Origin of the sequence: Arachidicoccus rhizosphaerae (genome assembly GCF_900107765.1) — a bacterium.
GTDB classification, from domain to species: domain Bacteria; phylum Bacteroidota; class Bacteroidia; order Chitinophagales; family Chitinophagaceae; genus Arachidicoccus; species Arachidicoccus rhizosphaerae.
This window is the reverse complement of record NZ_FNQY01000012.1, coordinates 114,049-132,890: the sequence shown is the minus strand read 5'-3', so window position 1 is coordinate 132,890 and position 18,842 is coordinate 114,049. Positions and strand designations below refer to the sequence as shown.

14 protein-coding genes are annotated in these 18,842 nt (G+C 44.0%); 10 read left to right on the top strand and 4 right to left on the bottom strand.

Features of this window, described 5'->3' with window-relative positions; all coding sequences use genetic code 11:
• Positions 1–40: 40 nt before the first annotated feature.
• Positions 41–1,177: a hypothetical protein gene (locus tag BLU80_RS11725; RefSeq protein ID WP_139188139.1), complete on the top strand. Its 1,137-nt coding sequence runs from the start codon at positions 41–43 to the stop codon at positions 1,175–1,177.
• A gap of 176 nt (positions 1,178–1,353) precedes the next feature.
• On the opposite strand, the gene rpmA is transcribed toward BLU80_RS11725, so the two are convergent.
• The 3 genes from rpmA to BLU80_RS11705 all read right to left on the bottom strand — a co-directional run bounded on the left by rpmA (position 1,354) and on the right by BLU80_RS11705 (position 4,912).
• Positions 1,354–1,626: a 50S ribosomal protein L27 gene (gene rpmA / locus BLU80_RS11720; protein WP_091398423.1), complete on the bottom strand. Its 273-nt coding sequence runs from the start codon at positions 1,624–1,626 to the stop codon at positions 1,354–1,356.
• 45 nt (positions 1,627–1,671) lie between these two features.
• On the bottom strand, positions 1,672–1,977 hold the full coding sequence (rplU, locus tag BLU80_RS11715) for a 50S ribosomal protein L21 (RefSeq protein WP_091398420.1): 306 nt from the start codon (positions 1,975–1,977) through the stop codon (positions 1,672–1,674).
• 382 nt (positions 1,978–2,359) lie between these two features.
• Positions 2,360–4,912 (bottom strand): zinc-dependent metalloprotease, encoded by a 2,553-nt coding sequence (locus tag BLU80_RS11705; protein WP_091398416.1) that lies wholly within the window; start codon positions 4,910–4,912, stop codon positions 2,360–2,362.
• A 358-nt stretch (positions 4,913–5,270) separates the two neighbouring features.
• Between BLU80_RS11705 and BLU80_RS11700 the strand changes: the two genes are divergently transcribed.
• The 9 genes from BLU80_RS11700 (at position 5,271) to rpoB (ending at position 17,430) form a co-directional block, all read left to right on the top strand.
• Complete coding sequence (locus tag BLU80_RS11700; RefSeq protein WP_091398413.1) at positions 5,271–6,134, top strand: MotA/TolQ/ExbB proton channel family protein; 864 nt, start codon at positions 5,271–5,273, stop codon at positions 6,132–6,134.
• Positions 6,135–6,306: 172 nt separating this feature from the next.
• On the top strand, positions 6,307–6,993 hold the full coding sequence (locus BLU80_RS11695; protein WP_091398411.1) for an ExbD/TolR family protein: 687 nt from the start codon (positions 6,307–6,309) through the stop codon (positions 6,991–6,993).
• Between the two features lie 34 nt (positions 6,994–7,027).
• A complete protein-coding gene (locus BLU80_RS11690; RefSeq protein WP_091398409.1) occupies positions 7,028–7,576 on the top strand; it encodes an ExbD/TolR family protein in 549 nt (182 codons plus the stop codon).
• 57 nt (positions 7,577–7,633) lie between these two features.
• A complete protein-coding gene (locus BLU80_RS11685) occupies positions 7,634–8,482 on the top strand; it encodes an energy transducer TonB (protein WP_091398406.1) in 849 nt (282 codons plus the stop codon).
• Between the two features lie 575 nt (positions 8,483–9,057).
• Positions 9,058–9,600, top strand: a complete 543-nt coding sequence (locus BLU80_RS11680) for an ExbD/TolR family protein (protein ID WP_091398404.1) — start codon at positions 9,058–9,060, stop codon at positions 9,598–9,600.
• Between the two features lie 573 nt (positions 9,601–10,173).
• On the top strand, positions 10,174–11,019 hold the full coding sequence (locus BLU80_RS11675; protein WP_091398401.1) for an energy transducer TonB: 846 nt from the start codon (positions 10,174–10,176) through the stop codon (positions 11,017–11,019).
• 446 nt (positions 11,020–11,465) lie between these two features.
• The gene (locus BLU80_RS11670) at positions 11,466–12,134 is read left to right on the top strand and encodes a FadR/GntR family transcriptional regulator (RefSeq protein WP_244518886.1); all 669 of its coding nucleotides are present in this window, start codon (positions 11,466–11,468) and stop codon (positions 12,132–12,134) included.
• A 41-nt stretch (positions 12,135–12,175) separates the two neighbouring features.
• Positions 12,176–13,414, top strand: coding sequence for an ATP-grasp domain-containing protein (locus tag BLU80_RS11665; RefSeq protein ID WP_091398395.1), 1,239 nt, complete (start codon positions 12,176–12,178; stop codon positions 13,412–13,414).
• Between the two features lie 212 nt (positions 13,415–13,626).
• Positions 13,627–17,430, top strand: coding sequence for a DNA-directed RNA polymerase subunit beta (rpoB, locus tag BLU80_RS11660; RefSeq protein ID WP_091398393.1), 3,804 nt, complete (start codon positions 13,627–13,629; stop codon positions 17,428–17,430).
• A 265-nt stretch (positions 17,431–17,695) separates the two neighbouring features.
• On the opposite strand, the gene BLU80_RS11655 is transcribed toward rpoB, so the two are convergent.
• The gene (locus BLU80_RS11655; protein ID WP_139188138.1) at positions 17,696–18,778 is read right to left on the bottom strand and encodes a YncE family protein; all 1,083 of its coding nucleotides are present in this window, start codon (positions 18,776–18,778) and stop codon (positions 17,696–17,698) included.
• Positions 18,779–18,842: the final 64 nt, after the last annotated feature.

Genomic DNA, 18,842 nt, shown 5'->3' with positions numbered 1-18,842 from the left:
TTGTATAAAGGATGGGCTTTCAACGTCTAAAAATATACCTATGAACCGCCTTACTGCACTTTTTTGGAATTCAAACCGGCCAATACGATTAACCGTTGTGTCAGGTCTCTTTTTGGGGATCTTACTCATCGTTTCCTGTAGTAAGAGCGGAACGCCCGGCCCGCCTCCCGTAATCCCGCCTACGGATTCCAGTACCGGTAATCCGGATCATCCGGGTGACGACACCGGTAGTAATGAGCCGGCACCCATTACAAAAAACTACCAGTTTAGCAAAGTGCCCGTTTTATATCCTGAAACCAGAAACAGCCTGTATTTAGGGGCCGTGCTCACAAAAACAGACAGCAAAAGCCTTTTAAAGCCGACTTTCATCTCCATCCGTCAGGATCTGCGCAATCCTGTAACAATTTATACCAACCTGCCAATAGATGATTTTGCCTTGGAAAATGTTCAGGCTTCCGGATCTAATGACCATAAGCTGCTAAGTACTATTCAGGCGAATTTTGACAAAGGCGTCCAGCAGACGCCTTCCATATACAGCGCTTCACCGACTGCATTTAAAGACCGGTTTAATTATCTGCGCGGAATGCTGGGGATTTATCAGGACTTAAATCAATTATTTGACCTGGGTTTTAAGGATACAACCCGGCTGGATGCAGATAAAGGAAGAGTGGTTATGACTTTTCAGGTGATAAAGGCAAATCTGATTTTGCAGCCGCCTATTTATGCGCCTTTTTTGAAAATAGACACTACTGATGACAAGTGGCTGGAGCTGTTTGGTCAAAATACGCCGGGAATTGTTTCCAGTCTTGCTTTCGGAGAAGAGGTTTATCTGGTTATGGAGTCTGACAGTAGTGCTGAGGAGCTTCGTCTGGCACTTAACCGCTTATTTCAGGCGTCCACGGATGCCATAGCCTCCGGCGATGCATTTAACGGCCTCAGTAGTGCTGATCAGCAGTTATTGGCAGCCACCAGGGCTTACGGCTATGCCCTGGGTAAAGATCCGCTGCCTCACGACGGGCTAAAGGCCCTAAAGGCCTATGCCACTCTATATGGGCAGGCGTTGGATCCACATCATATGGGGCAGCTGATTTACTATACGATCAGTGATCTGCAGACATTTGCCTCAACCAACTACTCATTTGAGCTCACGGAGTATCCACAAAAGCTCAGGGAATAGGGGGCCGCAGCCAACACCACTGTCCAGGTGTTATTTTATATAATGTTACAACGCTCCCATACCTGGCTTATGGGCATAAAAAAGCTGTCGGACACGGTCCGACAGCTAAAGAGTTGCTATTATTAACCTAAATAGTAGTTGTATTCGTAGCCTTTAGAGCCTACCCCGCTTAAAAACTAAGCTTCTGCAGGAGCTTCAGAAGGAATTACAGAAACCTTAGTGATATCACCTTTGGTTTTTCTGAATTCAACGATACCGTCAGTCAGTGCGAATAAAGTAAAGTCTTTACCAACACCAACGTTTTTACCAGAATGGAATTTGGTACCACGCTGACGTACAATGATGTTTCCGGAGATAGCTGGCTGACCACCGAAGATCTTAACGCCTAAACGTTTGCTGCGGGAGTCCCGACCGTTCTTTACACTACCTTCACCTTTCTTATGTGCCATGGTATTATATAATTAAAAAGTTTGTAAATAGTTAAGTATCAATAATTATGCGATAGCATCAATCTTGATATGTGTATACTGCGTTCTGTGACCGTGCTTCTTACGGAAGCCTTTTCTTCTTTTTTGTTTGTAAGCAATTACTTTATCGCCTTGTACCAGACTATTTAAGACTTCAGCTTTTACAACTTTAGTCACATCGGTACCTACAGATAAAGCTCCATCGGCGCTTACCAGCAGAACGTCTTTAAACTCAACTTTATCACCATTATTTGCAGACAGGTGTGGTACGAAAAGGGTATCACCTTCCTGTACTCTAAATTGTTGGCCTGCGATTTTTACAACTGCGAACATAACATTAAAAAATTAGGACTGCAAAGGTAGGTATAAAAAGCATATGTCGCAAGATTATTCCAAAATAATTTTTTTGATGCGCCTTTATGACCTCCAAAATAGCCTTTTGACTCCTTAAGTGTCGAAGATAACTGCTTTGATCTGAATAGTGTCAGCATCAAAAATCTCCCTGTAAAATTACGCGTTCTAATGAATAAACAAATCTTTAGTATTGCCTTGTGAGGATGGTGCAGCAGGCCTGCAAATCGGTTAATACCGGTTATTTTGCCGAAATGTGCTATTACCCAGTCCGTTAACAGGAACCCTGCCATAAAAAGAGGGGGCATCTGCCCCCTCTTCACTGTCAGTTATCTGACTTTTTTATTTTTCAGATCTTGAAAAGCTATTTCATATCCAAGGCTTTGTTTACCCTGAATAGCAGATCCTGCAGATGGTATTTACTCATGGGATCCTGATAGCTGCCCGCTGCAGCAGCTAATTTAGATTGCAGGGCAATCAGGTGGCCTCTGACCAGAGAAGGTACGTCGGACTCGGCGTAAGCGCCACCCAGGATGGCTTGCAGCTGGTCATTTACGGCGGATTTATCCGGACTCAGATCCTGAATCAAGCCGTCAACATAGGCTTTCTGAAGGGCTCTTCTGCTAAATGAAATGACCTGATTACCAGATAGTTCCTTAAACAGGTTGCCTTCAACACTGCTTAGTAACGCCTCTGGCTGATAGGTGTTGTCACGGCCGTAACGTTCACTGCAAAAGCTAAGCCGCTGGAGCCTGGTAGCTGAGATCAGACTACCCAGGATGCCTTTTTGTAAGCGGTACAGGGTTTCTTCGGTAGCCGGGGTGCTGATTTTGTCCAGTACGGCAGTATCCAGCAACCAGGTAGGGGTAGTGAATAACTGGTCATTCAGGAAGGCTACGGCCTTCTGTTGCATGGCGGTAGGGGTTGGGGAATACACGTCCCCCTGCTGCTCGATACTTTTTGGCGTGCTTTCTATGCCGCCCACATTTTTAAGTACATGGCCCATATAACGGTTGAACTGACCGATGACCTGGTTGTACATTTCATCCAGGTTTTCATACAGGTTCCCCTCTTCATAGGTCCACTCAGGCAGATTTTTCAGTACAACTTTCAGATTTTTGATACCGTATTCACTGGCAAGGACATTATCATCTCCCAGACATTCACTCTGGCTTCTCGGATCATAAGGATCTGTTTCTGTACCAAACCAGAGTCTGGGATTCTTAGAGAGGTTTTCCACGATCCATTTATTGGTTATCTTCTGGTCTTCTTTAGGACTGGTTGCGCCGCTATAGGAATACCCCCACCGGATGGCCCAGTCGTCATATTCTCCGATTCTGGGATAAATGCCCTTGGGTCCGATATTATCTTCCGGTTGGGCAACATAGTTAAAACGGGCGTAATCCATAATGGAAGGCGTGTGGCCATGGGCTTCTACCCATTTTTTATTACGGAGCAGCTCTACGGGCACCGTACTGCTGCTGCCAAAATTATGACGCAGCCCAAGCGTATGGCCGATTTCATGAGAGGAGACAAAACGGATCAGATCGCCCATCAGTTCGTCATCATAGACCATTTTTCGGGCTCTTTTATCGATCGGGCCTGCCTGAATCATATACCAGTCATGCACCAGTTTCATGACATTATGGTACCAGCCGATATGACTTTCCAGTATCTGCCCGCTTCTGGGGTCATGGACGTTGGGGCCATAGGCATTTTCGATGTCAGAGGCAAAATACCGGATTACAGAATACCTGGCATCCTCCATACTCATGGTCGTGTCGTTTTCAGGCCAGGGCTTAGCTACAATGGCATCTTTAAATCCGGCTTTCTCGAAGGCTTTTGCCCAGTCGTTGACGCCGGCAATCAGGTAAGGACGCCATTTTTTAGGGGTGGCCGGATCTATATAATATACAATCTGATTGGCCGGGGTGACCAACTGCCCGCTCTTCCATTTCTGATAGTCTTCCGGTCTGGGTTGCAGATTCCAGCGAACAATAAATCGTTCATCTTTAACACGCTGCTGATCATCGCCGTAACGGGTAAAACCGTCTGCAAAATAGCCGACTCTGGGATCAAATAGCCGGGGCTGCATAGGGGTTTTCGGCAGTAACAGAAAAGAGTGGTTAAAGCCGACCGTAATCAGCCCTACGTCGCTGGCGGCATCAAAGCTCCGGCTGCGGTTAAAAGGCTGTCCCGGCTGCGGAGGCGCCGGCTGACTGACATAGGTTTTAACCGTTTTAATTTCGGTATTGATCGGATAGGTATGAATGGATTGAATATAAGAGCGGTCCTTCATTAAGCCACCGATACTCAGGCTTTTGCGAGTGGATGACCGGAAGGAAAGGGCCGGATTGTCATCTAAAAATAAATTCTCCACTTCAACTACCACCGAATGGTGCGGGCCGTAGGCTTTGATCGGGAAGGAGGCCAGGTAAGGATCCGCGTTGGAATTGAGTACTGCACGGTAGATGGCGTTGGTAGAATCTGCCTGCGCGATCGTCATTTTAAGCTGCAGATAGATATTTTTATCGGGTCCTTTGACAAAACGAACCATTTGCTGGTTAACAATTTCTCCGGCATAAATGCCGGCACCGCCAGGTACTTTGTCGAAGCGGGTTACCACCAGAATGTCCCTGTTAAACAGGGAATCCGGTATTTCAAAATACCATTTATCATCTACTTTGTGTACCGTAAATAAACCGGTTTTGCTGATGGCAGAATCGTTGATTACTTCCTTATAAGGCTTAATCGGATCTGGTTTTTCAGGCTTTCTGGGCTCAGGTTTATGGGTAGAATCCTTCTTAACTGTTGCTACTGAGTCAATTGGGGATTTAGGCAGACTGTCTGGTTTTTGGGCAAATGAAAAAGCCGAAAACAGCACGAGTCCTGCCAGCATGGGTAGTTTTTTGTGCATTTTGGTTAAAATTAGTTAGAACATGAAGCGTAAAGATAATGGTTGTTTGTTTATGAAATACTATTTTCCAAAAACGGTCAAAAGGCGTTAGGGGCGGCTTTAAAGGCCTATAAATGACCCCAAAAAAAAGTTAAACAAAAAAAACAAAATCAAAATTTTTTTAAAAAAATCGAAAAAAGAATTTGGTCAGTAAAAATAAATATATAATTTGCTCTGCCTTTCTATGGAGTATTTTGACGTACAGGGCTAGTTTATAATAATGTAACAAACTAATGTTCCTTATTTAAGAATTTCTTCCTAGTATTGGGGTTATTTAAAAATCATTAAACACAGTTATTCATTAAAAAACAATTTCATCATGGCTGAAATTAAACCAACTGCTCAAGCAGCAGCAAAACACGTTTCTAACGTAAAACCTAAAAAAAGCTCTAATGCAATTTCTTGGGTGGCCCCTGTGCTGGGCATTGTAATCGGTTACATTATTTGGAGATTTGTATTAGGTAATCCGGCTAACTTCAACAAACCGGATCTGAGCGGTGGCTTTTGGCCTAAACACGAGGACGCTAAGACAGGCTTATCAAGAATGTATGATGGTGGTATCATCGTACCGGTTTTGATCGGTTTATTATTAATCGTTATCACTTTCTGTATTGAAAGAATGCTGACAATCGCTAAAGCAAGCGGTAAAGGCAATATCGGCGAATTTATCCGTAACGTACAGTTCAACCTGGCCAACAAAGATGTTGACAAGGCCCTGGCACTGTGCGACAAACAAAAAGGCTCTGTCGGTAATGTAATGAAAGCCGGTCTGGGCAAATACAAAGAAATGATCACTAACACTGAGTTAGATACTGATCAGAAAGTACTGAACATTCAAAAGGAAATTGAAGAAGCAACTGCACTGGAACTGCCAATGCTGGAAAAGAACCTGGTGTTCTTATCAACGATCGCCTCTATCGCCACACTGGTTGGTCTGTTAGGTACGGTTGTGGGTATGATTACCGCGTTTGCCGCCCTGGCTGCCAGTGAAGGTGGTAGCGCTTCCACACAGTTATCCAAAGGTATCGCTGAGGCCCTGTATAACACTGCCTTAGGTATCGGTACTTCTGCGATTTCTATCATCATGTACAACATTTTTACAACCAGAATCGATGGTATCACTTACGGTATCGATGAATCTGGCTTCACTTTGACTCAGAGCTTCGCTTCTATCTATAAATAACCTACTGCCAGTCAGCAGGTTAAGCAAGCCACGCCATGCGGGCAGCCACCTAAGCAGTGGTGGCTGCACCGGGCAAGGGCGGTTACCTTTTTAGAAATTATCTGAAAAAGGTTTGTGGAAATTAGGTGCAGTCTGCATCTATTAATTAAAGAAGCATTTAAAATAAATTAAAATGGGAAGAGCCAAAGTAAAACGCAAAAGTACGACCGTAGATATGACGGCGATGTGTGACGTTGCGTTTCTTTTGTTGACTTTCTTCATCTTAACGACGAAGTTTAAGCCCGACGAAAAGATTCCTATCACAACGCCTTCTTCTGTAGCGTCTAAAATAGCTCCGGAGAAGAACTTTATTATGATCTCTCTGGACAAAAATGGCCATGCTTTCTTAAACAGTGACATGGTTCCTGTCAAAGAACAGGCACTGGATCTGATCAACCAGGAACAGAACCTGGGTCTTACTCCCGGTGAAATCCATAAATTGGCGGTCATGCCGATCATTGGAACCAGTTTCAATAACCTGAAAGCATACAGCCAGTTACCGGTCGCAGCACTCAATGACAAGTTGCCGGGTATTCCGATTCAGGATACGGCCAACAATCAGCTGAAAGTCTGGATGAAAGCATTTGTTTCTGTACAACGGGATCTGATTTCAGATGATCCTAATGCAAAAATGGCTGTTATCCTCAAAGGGGATAATGTAGCTAAATTCCCTGAGTTCAAAAACGTAATCGCTGCCTTAACAGAGAATAGCATCCTGGAATTCCAGATGGTGACTAATCCGGAAGGGGTGCCAAGCGGTACGGAACTTTGGAAAAAAGCACAGAGCGAAGGGGCTAAATTGGAGCCTGTAAACGGTTAAATTAATTATTAAAAAACTTTAAAAGCAATATCCTATGGCAGAAATGGATACCTCGTCGAAAGACACGGGGAAGAAAGGTCCTGGGGTCAAGAAAGGGAAGAAGATGTCCACGAGGGTGGACTTGACCCCCATGGTGGATTTAGGATTTTTGTTGATTACATTTTTCATGTTTACAACAACAATGAGTCAGCCTACTTCCATGAATCTTAAAATGCCGGACGACAATGCGAATACAAAAGAACAAAATGTAAAGCAGTCCGGTGCAATGACCATCTGGTTAGGGGATAAAAACAGACTCTATTACTATGATGGTGAATTGAAAGCTGATTTGTCCAATGTTCAGATGTCGGATTTTAAAGCAATCCGTCAGGTGATCCTGGATAAAAAAGCAGTGACACCTCCAGATGATCTGTTTATGATCGTTATGCCAGGTAACAACAGTACTTACAAAAATATCATTGATATTCTGGATGAATTCTCCATCGATGTGGTTGAAAGATACGCCTTGGTAAACAAGGTAGATACTGGTTACTCTGCAAACATCAACAAAATGGATGCGATCGCGGATCAGGCTGGAAAATAATAAGCGGACACTATTTTAGGATAGGGAAGGCTTACAACATTTAAATAAAATTTTAAAATGGACGCAAATAAAATATTAAGTTCAAGTGCTCTGGATATCCTGTTTGATGGCAGGAATAAGGAGTATGGGGCTTATGACTTGCGCAGCACATACTCCAAAAGAATACGTATCGCCCTTATCGGGACCTTAGCGTTAGTGGTACTATTTGTGGCAGCTATGTTGATCAAACCCAAAAAGGATGATGCTGCGGTCAAGAAGTATGAAGTGCAGGATGTGAAGATTGAGAAATTAAATCAACCTCCTCCACCAAAGAAAGCCCCACCTCCACCGCCTCCACCAAAGGCAGAGCCTCCTAAGATCGAAATGAAACAGTTTACTGTTCCTAAAGTCGTAAAGGATGAGTTGGTGAAACCTGATGAGAAACCTCCTAAACAAGATGAAAAAATCACGGTAGGTCCGGTAACTCAGCATGGTTTGAAAATGGATGGTGCATTAGCTGCTCCTCCGGAAGTTAAAGGTATCGGTGGAACCGGTAAAGGCCCTGGTGCCGGCGGTTCCGGTGATGGTGACTATAACAAAGAGTTTACCTCTGTACAGGTGGAAGCTAAGTACCCTGGTGGTCCTGAAGCCTGGAAAAAATACCTGGAAAGAAACCTGCGTCAGCAGACACCAGTAGATAACGGAGCGCCTCCGGGCACCTATACTGTGGTGGTATCCTTCCTGGTAGCAAAAGATGGTACTACATCTGAAGTTAAAGCCATCTCTGCTCCTGATCCTGATTATGGTACTTCTGCTGAAGCTGTACGTGTAATCGAAAGAAGTGGTAAATGGAATCCAGCCATCCAGAATGGCCGTTCTGTAATTTACCGTGAAAAACAAAAAATCATCTTCCAGGTAGCTGAATAAGAATAATCCGCCTGACGGAAATGAAATAAAACAAAAGCCCCGGGCTTGGTCGGATAAGTAATTATCCCATCAAGCCGGGGCTTTTTTGCTTAAATAAACTGCATACGGTCTCTTTTATGGTAGAGTGCCCTTATCTTCTTTAGGTGAATATATAAGTCTGCTGTCTGGTTTATAGGTTTATCCCGCCGGCCTTTTTGGAAGATTTTATGGAAATAGATGCATTGATGCATCTATAATATGAGGGGTTAAGGAGCTGGATGGGGCTGGATATAGCCATTAAGGGCGCAGTTTTAATAGGATATTTTAGTGGCGTTCTTTTTTAAGCCCCTTTAGCTAAATGCAGGGCTATTTATTTAAGTTAATCTGCAATTACAGTGCTTTCAGACAGAGGTCTTGAAAGCTGCTTTTGATTGATTCTTTTTCGTGTCATGGCCATGACCGGTTATTGGTATAGTCATTAAGTGAAGATATTCCCGTAGGCTTTTTGGGGGCTGTGCCGTGGTAATAGCCACGGTATAGCTCATAAGCAGCCTGTGGCAAGCGCTTATTTTTTAACTACTTTAAAATCTATAGTCATGGCAGAATTAATAACTAAATCAGACAGCGGTAATACTAAAGGAAAAGGTGCCGGCGTAAGAAAAAGTAAAAAAATGTCTACCCGCGTTGATTTAACGCCCATGGTGGATTTGGGCTTTTTGCTGATTACTTTTTTTATGTTGACCACCTCAATGTCTCATCTGACATCCATGCATCTTAAAATGCCGGATGATAACAATACCCCTAATCAGGCTATTAAGCAATCAGGAGCGTTAACGCTCTGGCTTGGCGGAGAGAACCGCCTCTATGTTTATGAAGGGAAGCTCGCACCAGGATTAGTGAATGTACAAAGAACCAATTTTAATGATATCCGTCATTTGATTCTTCAGAAGAAAAATGCATTGAATAATCCGGATGATCTGTTTGTGACCATTATGCCCGGAGAGGACTGTACCTATAAAAATATCATTGATATTTTGGATGAACTTTCTATTGACAGGATTTTAAGTTATGCCCTGGTCAACAAGGTTGATCCGGCCTATACAGGCTTTATTCGTGAGTTGGATCAAAAGATAAATTAACCTGTAAATGTTTAGGATTGAATAATCGCTTTTAAAGCCTGTTATGCACCACAAAGTAGTGGAATAATCGGCCTTTTATAGACTAGCCTTGACTCTAGCCACACCAGGAAATTATTTTACCAGGGTACTGGCTTTATATTTGCCAGACGGGCAACTGTTAACTAATTCATATTATATTGTATAAAATTATCCGGCTTATGGAATTATAGAGAAAGCCGCATCTTACAATGGAAGAGGATCATTTTTTGGTGCAATAGGCAGGATAAAAACAGGATGATTTTTTCAGGTTTTATCCGTCAGTAGTATCCAATAAAATGAAAGCGTTTCCGGTTCATTGTTTTTTGTCATGGCCATGGCATTTATCGGACGTTTATGTCGCTATAAAAGTCCCCCCTTAGATTCAGTCGGTCGTAAGTAAGGTGCGAATGTACATCACGGCGGATGTGCGTAGATAGCCACTTTTCGTATTTTAAGCAATGTGGCAGCATTAAAAGCCCTAATAAATGATGCAGTCTCTTACTATTATCACTGTTTTAAGGTTATCTGTTTTAATCACTTTAAAAAATCAGAAAAATGGATGCCAAAGAAATTTTAAATGCCAGTCAACTGGATATCCTGTTTGAGGGCAAAAACAAAGCCTATGGAGCTTATGCGCTGAGAAAAAATTATAACAGGCGTATAGAGCTTGCAATGTTTGGAACAGGTATTATCGTACTGCTTTTTGTCGGTAGCACCCTAATGACAAAATCCAGGAATATAGAACCGCCAAGGCTGATGCAGACCCAGCCTGTTCATCTGACCAATTATAAAAAACCGCTTGAAAAGCCAAGAAAGATCCCGCCGGCACCGTCTAGCGAGCCCCCTAAGATGGAGATGGCAAAACTGACTGTTCCCCGCGTTACGGATGACAACCTGGTAAAGCCGGATGAGAAACCTCCCAAACAGACCGATGCACTAAGGGTAGGACCTGTGACCCAACACGGTCTTCATGCAGACGGGCTGCTGACGGCTCCCCCTGAAGTAACCGGCGTAGGGGATCATGGGAAGGGGAATGGTGTCGGCGGGGCGGGTAACGGACAGGAGGATTATAATAAGATCTTTCCAACCGTTCAGGTAGAAGCCAGGTATCCTGGCGGACCCGAAGCCTGGAAGAAATACCTGGAAAGAAGTCTGCGAAGTCAGATCGCGGTAGAAAACGGAGCGGCAACAGGTATTTATAAAGTTGTTGTTTCCTTTTTAGTCGCCAAAGACGGAACGACCTCAGAAGTACAGGTGGTGTCAGCGCCCGATCCGGATTTTGGTACGGCGGGGGAAGCGGTCCGGGTGATAGAGCGCAGCGGAAAATGGAATCCCGCCATACAAAACGGCAGAGTGGTTAAATACCGGGAAAAACAGACCATCATCTTTCAGGTAGAATAGCGTGACTGCCCTCTCTGGTACATGCATTAGTGGAGAAGCATTATACGGATAAATAAATGTATCGTTCAGGCGGTCTGGTCGTAACCAAAACCAGGTTTTTAACGGGCCTTGAGATGCTGCCGGGATACATAATGACCGTAGCTATCATGGACAGCCTTTGAAAGGAGAAAAAGCAGCGGTTATGGGCGGGGCTTCGAGAAAGTACCCGCCTTTTTTAAGTTTTTAAGGGAGTGGCTGAAGTAAGCACCGGCCGCTTTTTTTGACCAGCCAGGCTCCATTTTTATATTTGCTCCTCTTGCCATACAGATCCCTTTTGCAGAGGCCGTCATCACCAATTTATAGGCAAATATTATGATAAATGGGGTTCCGGGAGTTTCTGCGGGCTGGGTGGTCTCAGAAAAGTGTGTTATTTTTGGAAACTATAACACGCCTTCTGCATGAAAAATATGGATAAAAAATCGCTGGTAGATCAAATTGAAAAATCGCTGGTCGAATTACTCTCCAGTAAAGAGTATTCTGTCGGAGCGGTTATTCCAAAAGAACTGGAGCTCTCCACACAACTTGGGGTCAGCCGGACGGTGGTCCGGGAAGCCCTTTCCAGGCTCAGGACCCGGGGGATGATAGAATCCCGTAAGAAAAGAGGGGCTGTGGTGACCAGCCCGGATATTGTTTCGGTTATTGAAAAGGGCATGAACCCCGATATATTGGATCAGAACACTTTAAAGGAGATTTTTGAGATGCGGCTTTCGCTGGAAGTCGGAATGGCCGATTTTATCATTAAAAGGGTAACTGAACAGGATATTAAGGAGTTAAGAGCCATTGTGTCTAAGGAAACACCCAATAAGATGCCTAATCTGTTTGCAATTGATGAGGAAATCGCCTTTCACAGTAAACTATATGAGATCTGTGATAACAATACCATGAAGGGGTTCCAGAAAATGCTGCTTCCCATTTTCAATTATGTACACAGCAGCGGCATGTTAAATGATATGCCGGTATTCAAGAAGGTGGTAACGCACAGTGATTTAATTGATTTGATTGAATCAAGGTCTGCTGATAAACTACGCAAAGGTATTCGTCAACATTTGAACGGGCATTTTAAGCGGGTCTTTTAAACCGTTTTTTATCGTTTTAAAGTTTTTAATTTATTGTCTACATGTTACTCTCTCCCCGTCACGCGTTTAATCTGGAATTTAACGAAGCGAAATACCAGGACTATCTGAACCAAATTAAAGCAGATTTTCCGGGGGCGCTTGATTTTAGGGTAGCGGAAACCCCTGTTTTTGTAGCCACCTCATTTTTGCAAAAAATGAGGCAAACCTGTGATTATATTATTAGTCAGGTCAAAGCAGCGGATTTTATGGCTAAAACAGACCAGGCGATCCCAAAAGGACGCCGGGTGTCAGGCAGTGAAGGCCGGCCGCATTTTCTGATTTTTGATTTTGGTATTTGTGAGGACGGGGCAAATCCCGGAGACTTTTTTCCTCAGCTGGTAGAGATGCAGGGATTCCCCACATTATTCGCCTATCAGTTAAAACAATATAAAGCCGCCGCCGCAGCTTATAATCTGCCGCCGGGTTTTACACCTTTTATCGGCGGTTTTGATGATCAAAGTGTAAAACAGGTATTGGGTGAGTTGTTACTCGGTCCTGATAATCAGGACAATAAAAATCCACATACCATTTTACTGGAACTCTTTCCTGAAAAGCAAAAAACCAGGATTGATTTTTTGTACACGGAGAAATATTTTGGGATACCTGCCGTCTGTCTAACGGAAATTAAAAAAGTGGGCAATGCATTGTATTACCAGAGAGACGGTAAAGATATACGGATCGACAGGATTTATAACCGGTTGATATTTGATGAGTTAGATCATCAGGAGGAGGACGTAAAAGCACAGGCGGCCCTGCTTACGGAGCAGTTGGATGTTCAGTGGCTGACCCATCCCAACTGGTTTTACCGACTGAGTAAGTTTACCCTGCCTTTATTATCCGATCCGGGGATCCCGGAAACTAAGTTTCTCTCTGATTATGAAACTTTTCCGGAGGATCTGGAAAATTATGTCCTGAAGCCCTTATTTTCCTTTGCCGGAAATGGAGTTATTATAGATGTCACGCCAGCTGATATAGCCCGGGTGCCCAAAAGCGCTTACGGGGATTATATTTTACAAAGAAAAGTGCATTACGCCCCTGCCATTCAGACGCCGGACGGCCTGGCTAAGGCTGAAATCCGCCTTTTTTATGTCTGGCCTGATAATGCAGACAGCCCCATACCGATCTGTAACCTGGCCCGGCTGACCAAGGGCAATATGGTCGGCGTGTCCCAAAATAAGAATCAGACCTGGGTCGGAGGCAGTTTTGCCCTATTTGGAACAGAAAATAGTCACAAATCCTAAGAATTGTTTAAATTTACCTGCCTTTAGTGGGTAATTTACGCTTAGAATATTTGGATGGAAAATACATTTTGCCAGTATCAATACAATTCGTACCTTTGTTGCCCTTTAAAATTGGGTAAATAGACAGATAAAATAGGAAAATGGCCAATTTCTTCCTGTTTTGTTTTGCTGTTTGCCTCAACTTAATTAAGTAAAACCGGTTAAAATCAGATATGTCATCAACTAAAGTTACCAACAGGATCAGCTTCGGTAAAACCAAACACCTGGCTGAGACCCCTGACCTATTAGACATTCAGCTTGAATCTTTCCGTGAATTTTTCCAATTAGAAACAACGCCCGACAAACGTAATAACGAAGGTCTGTTCCGTGTATTTAAGGAGAACTTTCCTATTACGGATACGCGTAATATCTTCATGTTGGAGTTCCTGGATTATTTTGTGGATCCCCCAAGATATTCTATTGAAGAATGTATGGAGCGCGGACTCACCTACGCTGTACCTTTAAAAGCCAAATTACGGTTAAGTTGTAATGATGAAGAACACGTAGATTTCCAGACCATTGTTCAGGATGTGTTCTTAGGCAACATCCCTTACATGACCCCAAGAGGTACCTTTGTGATTAATGGTGCTGAGCGCGTAATCGTTTCTCAGCTGCACCGTTCTCCTGGTGTATTCTTTGGACAGTCTACTCACCCGAATGGTACCAAGATTTATTCTGCCAGAGTGATTCCTTTCAAAGGCGCCTGGATGGAATTTGCTACAGACATTAACAATGTCATGTATGCTTATATCGACCGTAAAAAGAAATTCCCGGTTACTACTTTACTGCGTTCTATCGGATTTGAAACAGATAAGGACATCCTGACCCTGTTTGGTATGGCTACAGAAGTGCCTGCTGATAAAAAATCCCTGGAAAAACATGAAGGCCAGAAACTGGCTGCCCGTGTGCTGAAAGCCTGGGTGGAAGATTTCGTGGATGAGGATACCGGTGAAGTTGTTTCTCTGGAAAGAAATGAAGTGGTACTGGAACGCGATACCGTCCTTGACGAGGAAAGCATCCAGTTGATCGCTGATCTGGAAGTGAAAAGCGTATTTATCCAGCGTGAAGACGTAGGAGGAGATTACGCAATCATCTACAATACCTTAAATAAAGATACCACCAACTCAGAATTGGAAGCTGTTCAGTTTATCTACCGCCAGCTGCGCGGTGCGGACGCTCCGGATAATGAGACGGCTCGTGGTATTATCGATAAATTATTCTTTAGTGACAAGCGTTATGATCTGGGAGAAGTCGGCCGTTACAAAATCAACCGTAAGCTGGACGTCAAACAGAAATTACAGAACAAAGTCCTGACGAAAGAAGATATCATTGAAATCATCAAATACCTGGTTCGTTTGACCAACGGTAAGGCTGAAATTGATGATATCGATCACCTGAGCAACCGCCGTGTGAGAACCGTAGGTGAGCAGTTATATGCACAGTTCGGTGTGGGGCTTGCCCGTATGGCCAGAACCATCCGCGAAAGAATGAACGTACGTGACAATGAGGTGTTTACACCGGTTGATCTGATCAACGCCCGTACGCTGTCCTCTGTGATTAACTCATTTTTCGGTACTTCCCAGCTGTCTCAGTTCTTAGACCAGACCAACCCCTTGTCTGAGATTACGCATAAACGTCGTATCTCTGCCCTCGGACCCGGCGGTCTGAGCCGTGAACGTGCCGGATTTGAGGTACGTGACGTACACTACTCTCACTATGGCCGTCTGTGTACCATTGAAACACCCGAAGGTCCGAACATTGGTTTGATCTCTACGCTTTGCGTACATGCGAAAATCAATGATATGGGATTCATCGAAACGCCATATCATGAAGTGCATGAAGGTAAGGTGGATCTGAAACACCTGAAATTCCTGAGTGCGGAAGAAGAAGATGAAGCAAAAATTGCCCAGAGCAGTGCGCCTTTAGATGAAAAGGGTGTATTTGTGGATGAGCGTATCATCAGCCGTGAAACCGGTGATTTCCCTGTCCTGGACAGAGATGATGTTCAGTTCATGGATGTGGCTCCTAACCAGATTGTGGGTCTGAGTGCGTCTCTGATTCCTTTCCTGGAGCATGATGATGCCAACCGTGCGCTGATGGGATCAAACATGCAGCGTCAGGCAGTACCTTTATTATTACCACAGGCCCCCATCGTAGGTACAGGTCTGGAAGGCAAAGCAGCCCGTGATGCCCGTATCCAGATTCATGCTGAAGGCGACGGCGTCGTTGAATTTGTCGACGCTAAAGAGGTGCATGTAAGATATAACAGAAATGATTCTGACAGACTGGTAAGCTTTGAGGATGATCTGATTGTCTACAAGCTGACTAAGTTTATCAAAACCAACCAGGCCACTTCCATTAACCTGCGTCCTGCCGTTAAGAAAGGGCAGCACGTGAAAAAAGGAGACTTCCTGACAGAAGGTTACGCTACTAAAGACGGGGAACTGGCTTTAGGTCGTAACATGCAGGTAGCCTTCATGCCTTGGAAAGGGTACAACTTTGAAGATGCTATCGTAATCAATGAAAAAGTTGTCCGTGAAGACCTGTTCACTTCTATTCATATTGAAGAATATGAACTGGAAGTACGTGATACCAAACTGGGTGAAGAAGAACTGACTTCTGACATTCCTAACGTTTCTGAAGAAGCTACCAAAGACCTGGATGAACATGGTATTATCCGTATCGGTGCTACCGTTCGTGAAGGGGATATCCTGATTGGTAAAATCACACCAAAAGGTGAAAGCGATCCTACACCGGAAGAAAAACTCTTAAGAGCTATCTTCGGAGATAAAGCAGGTGATGCCAAGGATGCTTCTCTGAAAGCTCCGAATGGTACCGAAGGTGTTGTCATCGATAAAAAACTCTTCCAGAGAGCGAAAAAAGATAAAAACGGTAAGATCCGTGAAAAAGCACAGCTGGAAAAGATCGAGAAAATTCATAATGAAAACGCAGCCGGCTTAAAAACGCTGCTCTTGGAAAAATTACAGACCCTGTTGAAAGAAAAGACTTCTGCGGGTGTAAGTAATAACTTCGGTGAGATGCTGATCGGCAAAGGTGCTAAATTCAATCAGAAAAATCTGGGAGCTGTTGATTATCAGAACGTAAATCCGCTGGGTTGGACCAGCGACGAAACGGTGGATAATCAGATTAACGTATTACTGCATAACTACAATATTAAGTACAACGAAGAGCTGGGTCGTTATAAGAGAGAGAAATTCAACATCTCTATCGGTGACGAACTGCCTGCAGGTGTACTGAAGCTGGCCAAGGTTTACTTAGCTGTTAAGCGTAAGCTGAAGGTAGGGGATAAGATGGCCGGTCGCCACGGTAACAAAGGTATTGTGGCTAAGATTGTAAGAGCAGAAGATATGCCGTTCATGGAAGATGGTACACCGGTAGATATCGTACTGAACCCACTAGGGGTGCCGTCCCGTATGAATATCGGACAGATCTATGAAACCATCCTTGGATGGTGTGGTAAGAACCTGGGTGTAAACTTTGCAACACCGATCTTTGATGGTGCAGAGCCTGAAGAAATTGCACAGTATTGTGAAAAAGCAGGCATTCCATCCATGGGTCATACTTACCTGTATGACGGAGAAACCGGTGAACGTTTTGACCAGAAGGCTACCGTTGGTGTGATCTATATGATCAAACTGCACCACATGGTTGATGATAAGATGCACGCCCGTTCTATCGGACCATACTCTTTAATTACCCAACAGCCACTGGGCGGTAAAGCTCAATTTGGTGGTCAGCGTTTCGGGGAAATGGAAGTATGGGCTCTGGAAGCCTACGGTGCTGCCAATATCCTGCAGGAGCTGTTAACCATTAAATCTGATGATATCATCGGACGTGCGAAGACATACGAAGCCATCGTGAAGGGCGATAACCTGCCTAAGGCCGGTATCCCTGAATCCTTCAATGTATTAGTACATGAGTTGAGAGGTCTGGGTCTGGATCTTAAGTTTGATTAATCGTAACAGGTCACTGACCTGATACCATAAAAAAATCCCGCAGTACTTGTAAAAAAAGTATTTGCGGGATTTTTTATTATGACTCCTCAGGTCGTATTTACTCCTGCTGTATTTTAGAAAATAAAGGGATTGTATTAAGTCCGGTTACTGGTTGTATTCTTTAAATTGCCTGAATGGACGTATTCAGTGTTAAGTCAACCTTTTTATTTTGTGATAATGCTCTTTTTGATAATGGGATTGATGTAAGGAATGAATCTGTGACTCGTTAGTTCGGGGTATTTACAGATACGCTCGTTATGCCATCAGGTCTGCCAATAGGTATCCGGCGGATTTCTTTTCTGGTAGCCAGATCCACCACGCTTACATAGTTATTGGGCGTGCAGGAAAGGAACATTCTGTTTTTTTGCTCATCCATGTAAATGCCGGCTCCCTGACCGGTTTTAACGGTCTGCTCTAATTGCTGCGTTTGCCTGTTGTAATATAGCAGTTCTCCGGTTTTGACACTGACAATGCAGACCGTCTTGTCGTCAGGCGTGATCTTTAAGCGGTGTAATCCTAAAACATCCGAATGAATGCGGCTTTTGAGCCGTTTATTTTCTAAGTCAATGACAAATATATTACCGGCGGGGCTGGCTGTCCATAACTCTTTGCCGTCTTTGGAAACATCAAAGCCTTCACAACCCGGTTCCACCTGTATCAGGGTCTGGCGCCACTCCTGCCTGGGTTTGGCACCTTGTGGTAACACGCCTGTGGGGGGCATATAGGGAGGCAGCTCTTCCAGTTCATAAATACTGACTGTACCTGATTCAACATTGGTCGTATAAAAAGCTTTGCCATCCGGTCGAAGCTGAATCAGATGTGTAAAATCCTGACCGGTCCCAAATACCTGTGTCACCTTTTTGACGTTTAAGTCATAGACCGCGACCGCCTTGGATCCTTGCGCTGTAAACCAAAGCCGGTTGCTTTGCAGGGCAAGTCCATGTGGTATGTAAAAAGGCCGGGTATCGATGGTCTGTTCTTTTTGCAGGCTTTGTAAGTTTAGTATCGTTATGTGATGGCCACTGTCATTCATCTCAGGGCGGGAAATATAAGCCTTGCTGCCGTCAGGACTTGTAATAACCTCATGAGGATCCGCTCCGACAGGGATACTTGTGATGCTATCCAGTGTGTTATAATCTAAAACCACGACTGACTGGCTGCTTTTGGAGAGAATCAGCACATATTTTTTTGCCACAGAAGTCAAAGGCAAAGATACATGTGGTGTATAGCCCACATTTGCTTTTGCCGCATTGCTCCGCACCTGCAGAAGCGCAATAAGAATAATTATGAACGGGCGTACTTTTTTCATTGCACTCATGTCGTTTTGGCGTCTACAGAGGGGATGTTTATAGCGGCCTTTGAGTCTTAATAAG

Excerpts from the sequence above, each read along its gene's own strand:
- BLU80_RS11725 (WP_139188139.1), top strand. The coding sequence starts at position 41 with ATGAACCGCCTTACTGCACTTTTTTGGAATTCAAACCGGCCAATACGA.
- rpmA (WP_091398423.1), bottom strand. The coding sequence starts at position 1,626 with ATGGCACATAAGAAAGGTGAAGGTAGTGTAAAGAACGGTCGGGACTCC.
- rplU (WP_091398420.1), bottom strand. The coding sequence starts at position 1,977 with ATGTTCGCAGTTGTAAAAATCGCAGGCCAACAATTTAGAGTACAGGAA.
- BLU80_RS11705 (WP_091398416.1), bottom strand. The coding sequence starts at position 4,912 with ATGCACAAAAAACTACCCATGCTGGCAGGACTCGTGCTGTTTTCGGCT.
- BLU80_RS11700 (WP_091398413.1), top strand. The coding sequence starts at position 5,271 with ATGGCTGAAATTAAACCAACTGCTCAAGCAGCAGCAAAACACGTTTCT.
- BLU80_RS11695 (WP_091398411.1), top strand. The coding sequence starts at position 6,307 with ATGGGAAGAGCCAAAGTAAAACGCAAAAGTACGACCGTAGATATGACG.
- BLU80_RS11690 (WP_091398409.1), top strand. The coding sequence starts at position 7,028 with ATGGCAGAAATGGATACCTCGTCGAAAGACACGGGGAAGAAAGGTCCT.
- BLU80_RS11685 (WP_091398406.1), top strand. The coding sequence starts at position 7,634 with ATGGACGCAAATAAAATATTAAGTTCAAGTGCTCTGGATATCCTGTTT.
- BLU80_RS11680 (WP_091398404.1), top strand. The coding sequence starts at position 9,058 with ATGGCAGAATTAATAACTAAATCAGACAGCGGTAATACTAAAGGAAAA.
- BLU80_RS11675 (WP_091398401.1), top strand. The coding sequence starts at position 10,174 with ATGGATGCCAAAGAAATTTTAAATGCCAGTCAACTGGATATCCTGTTT.
- BLU80_RS11670 (WP_244518886.1), top strand. The coding sequence starts at position 11,466 with ATGGATAAAAAATCGCTGGTAGATCAAATTGAAAAATCGCTGGTCGAA.
- BLU80_RS11665 (WP_091398395.1), top strand. The coding sequence starts at position 12,176 with ATGTTACTCTCTCCCCGTCACGCGTTTAATCTGGAATTTAACGAAGCG.
- rpoB (WP_091398393.1), top strand. The coding sequence starts at position 13,627 with ATGTCATCAACTAAAGTTACCAACAGGATCAGCTTCGGTAAAACCAAA.
- BLU80_RS11655 (WP_139188138.1), bottom strand. The coding sequence starts at position 18,778 with ATGAAAAAAGTACGCCCGTTCATAATTATTCTTATTGCGCTTCTGCAG.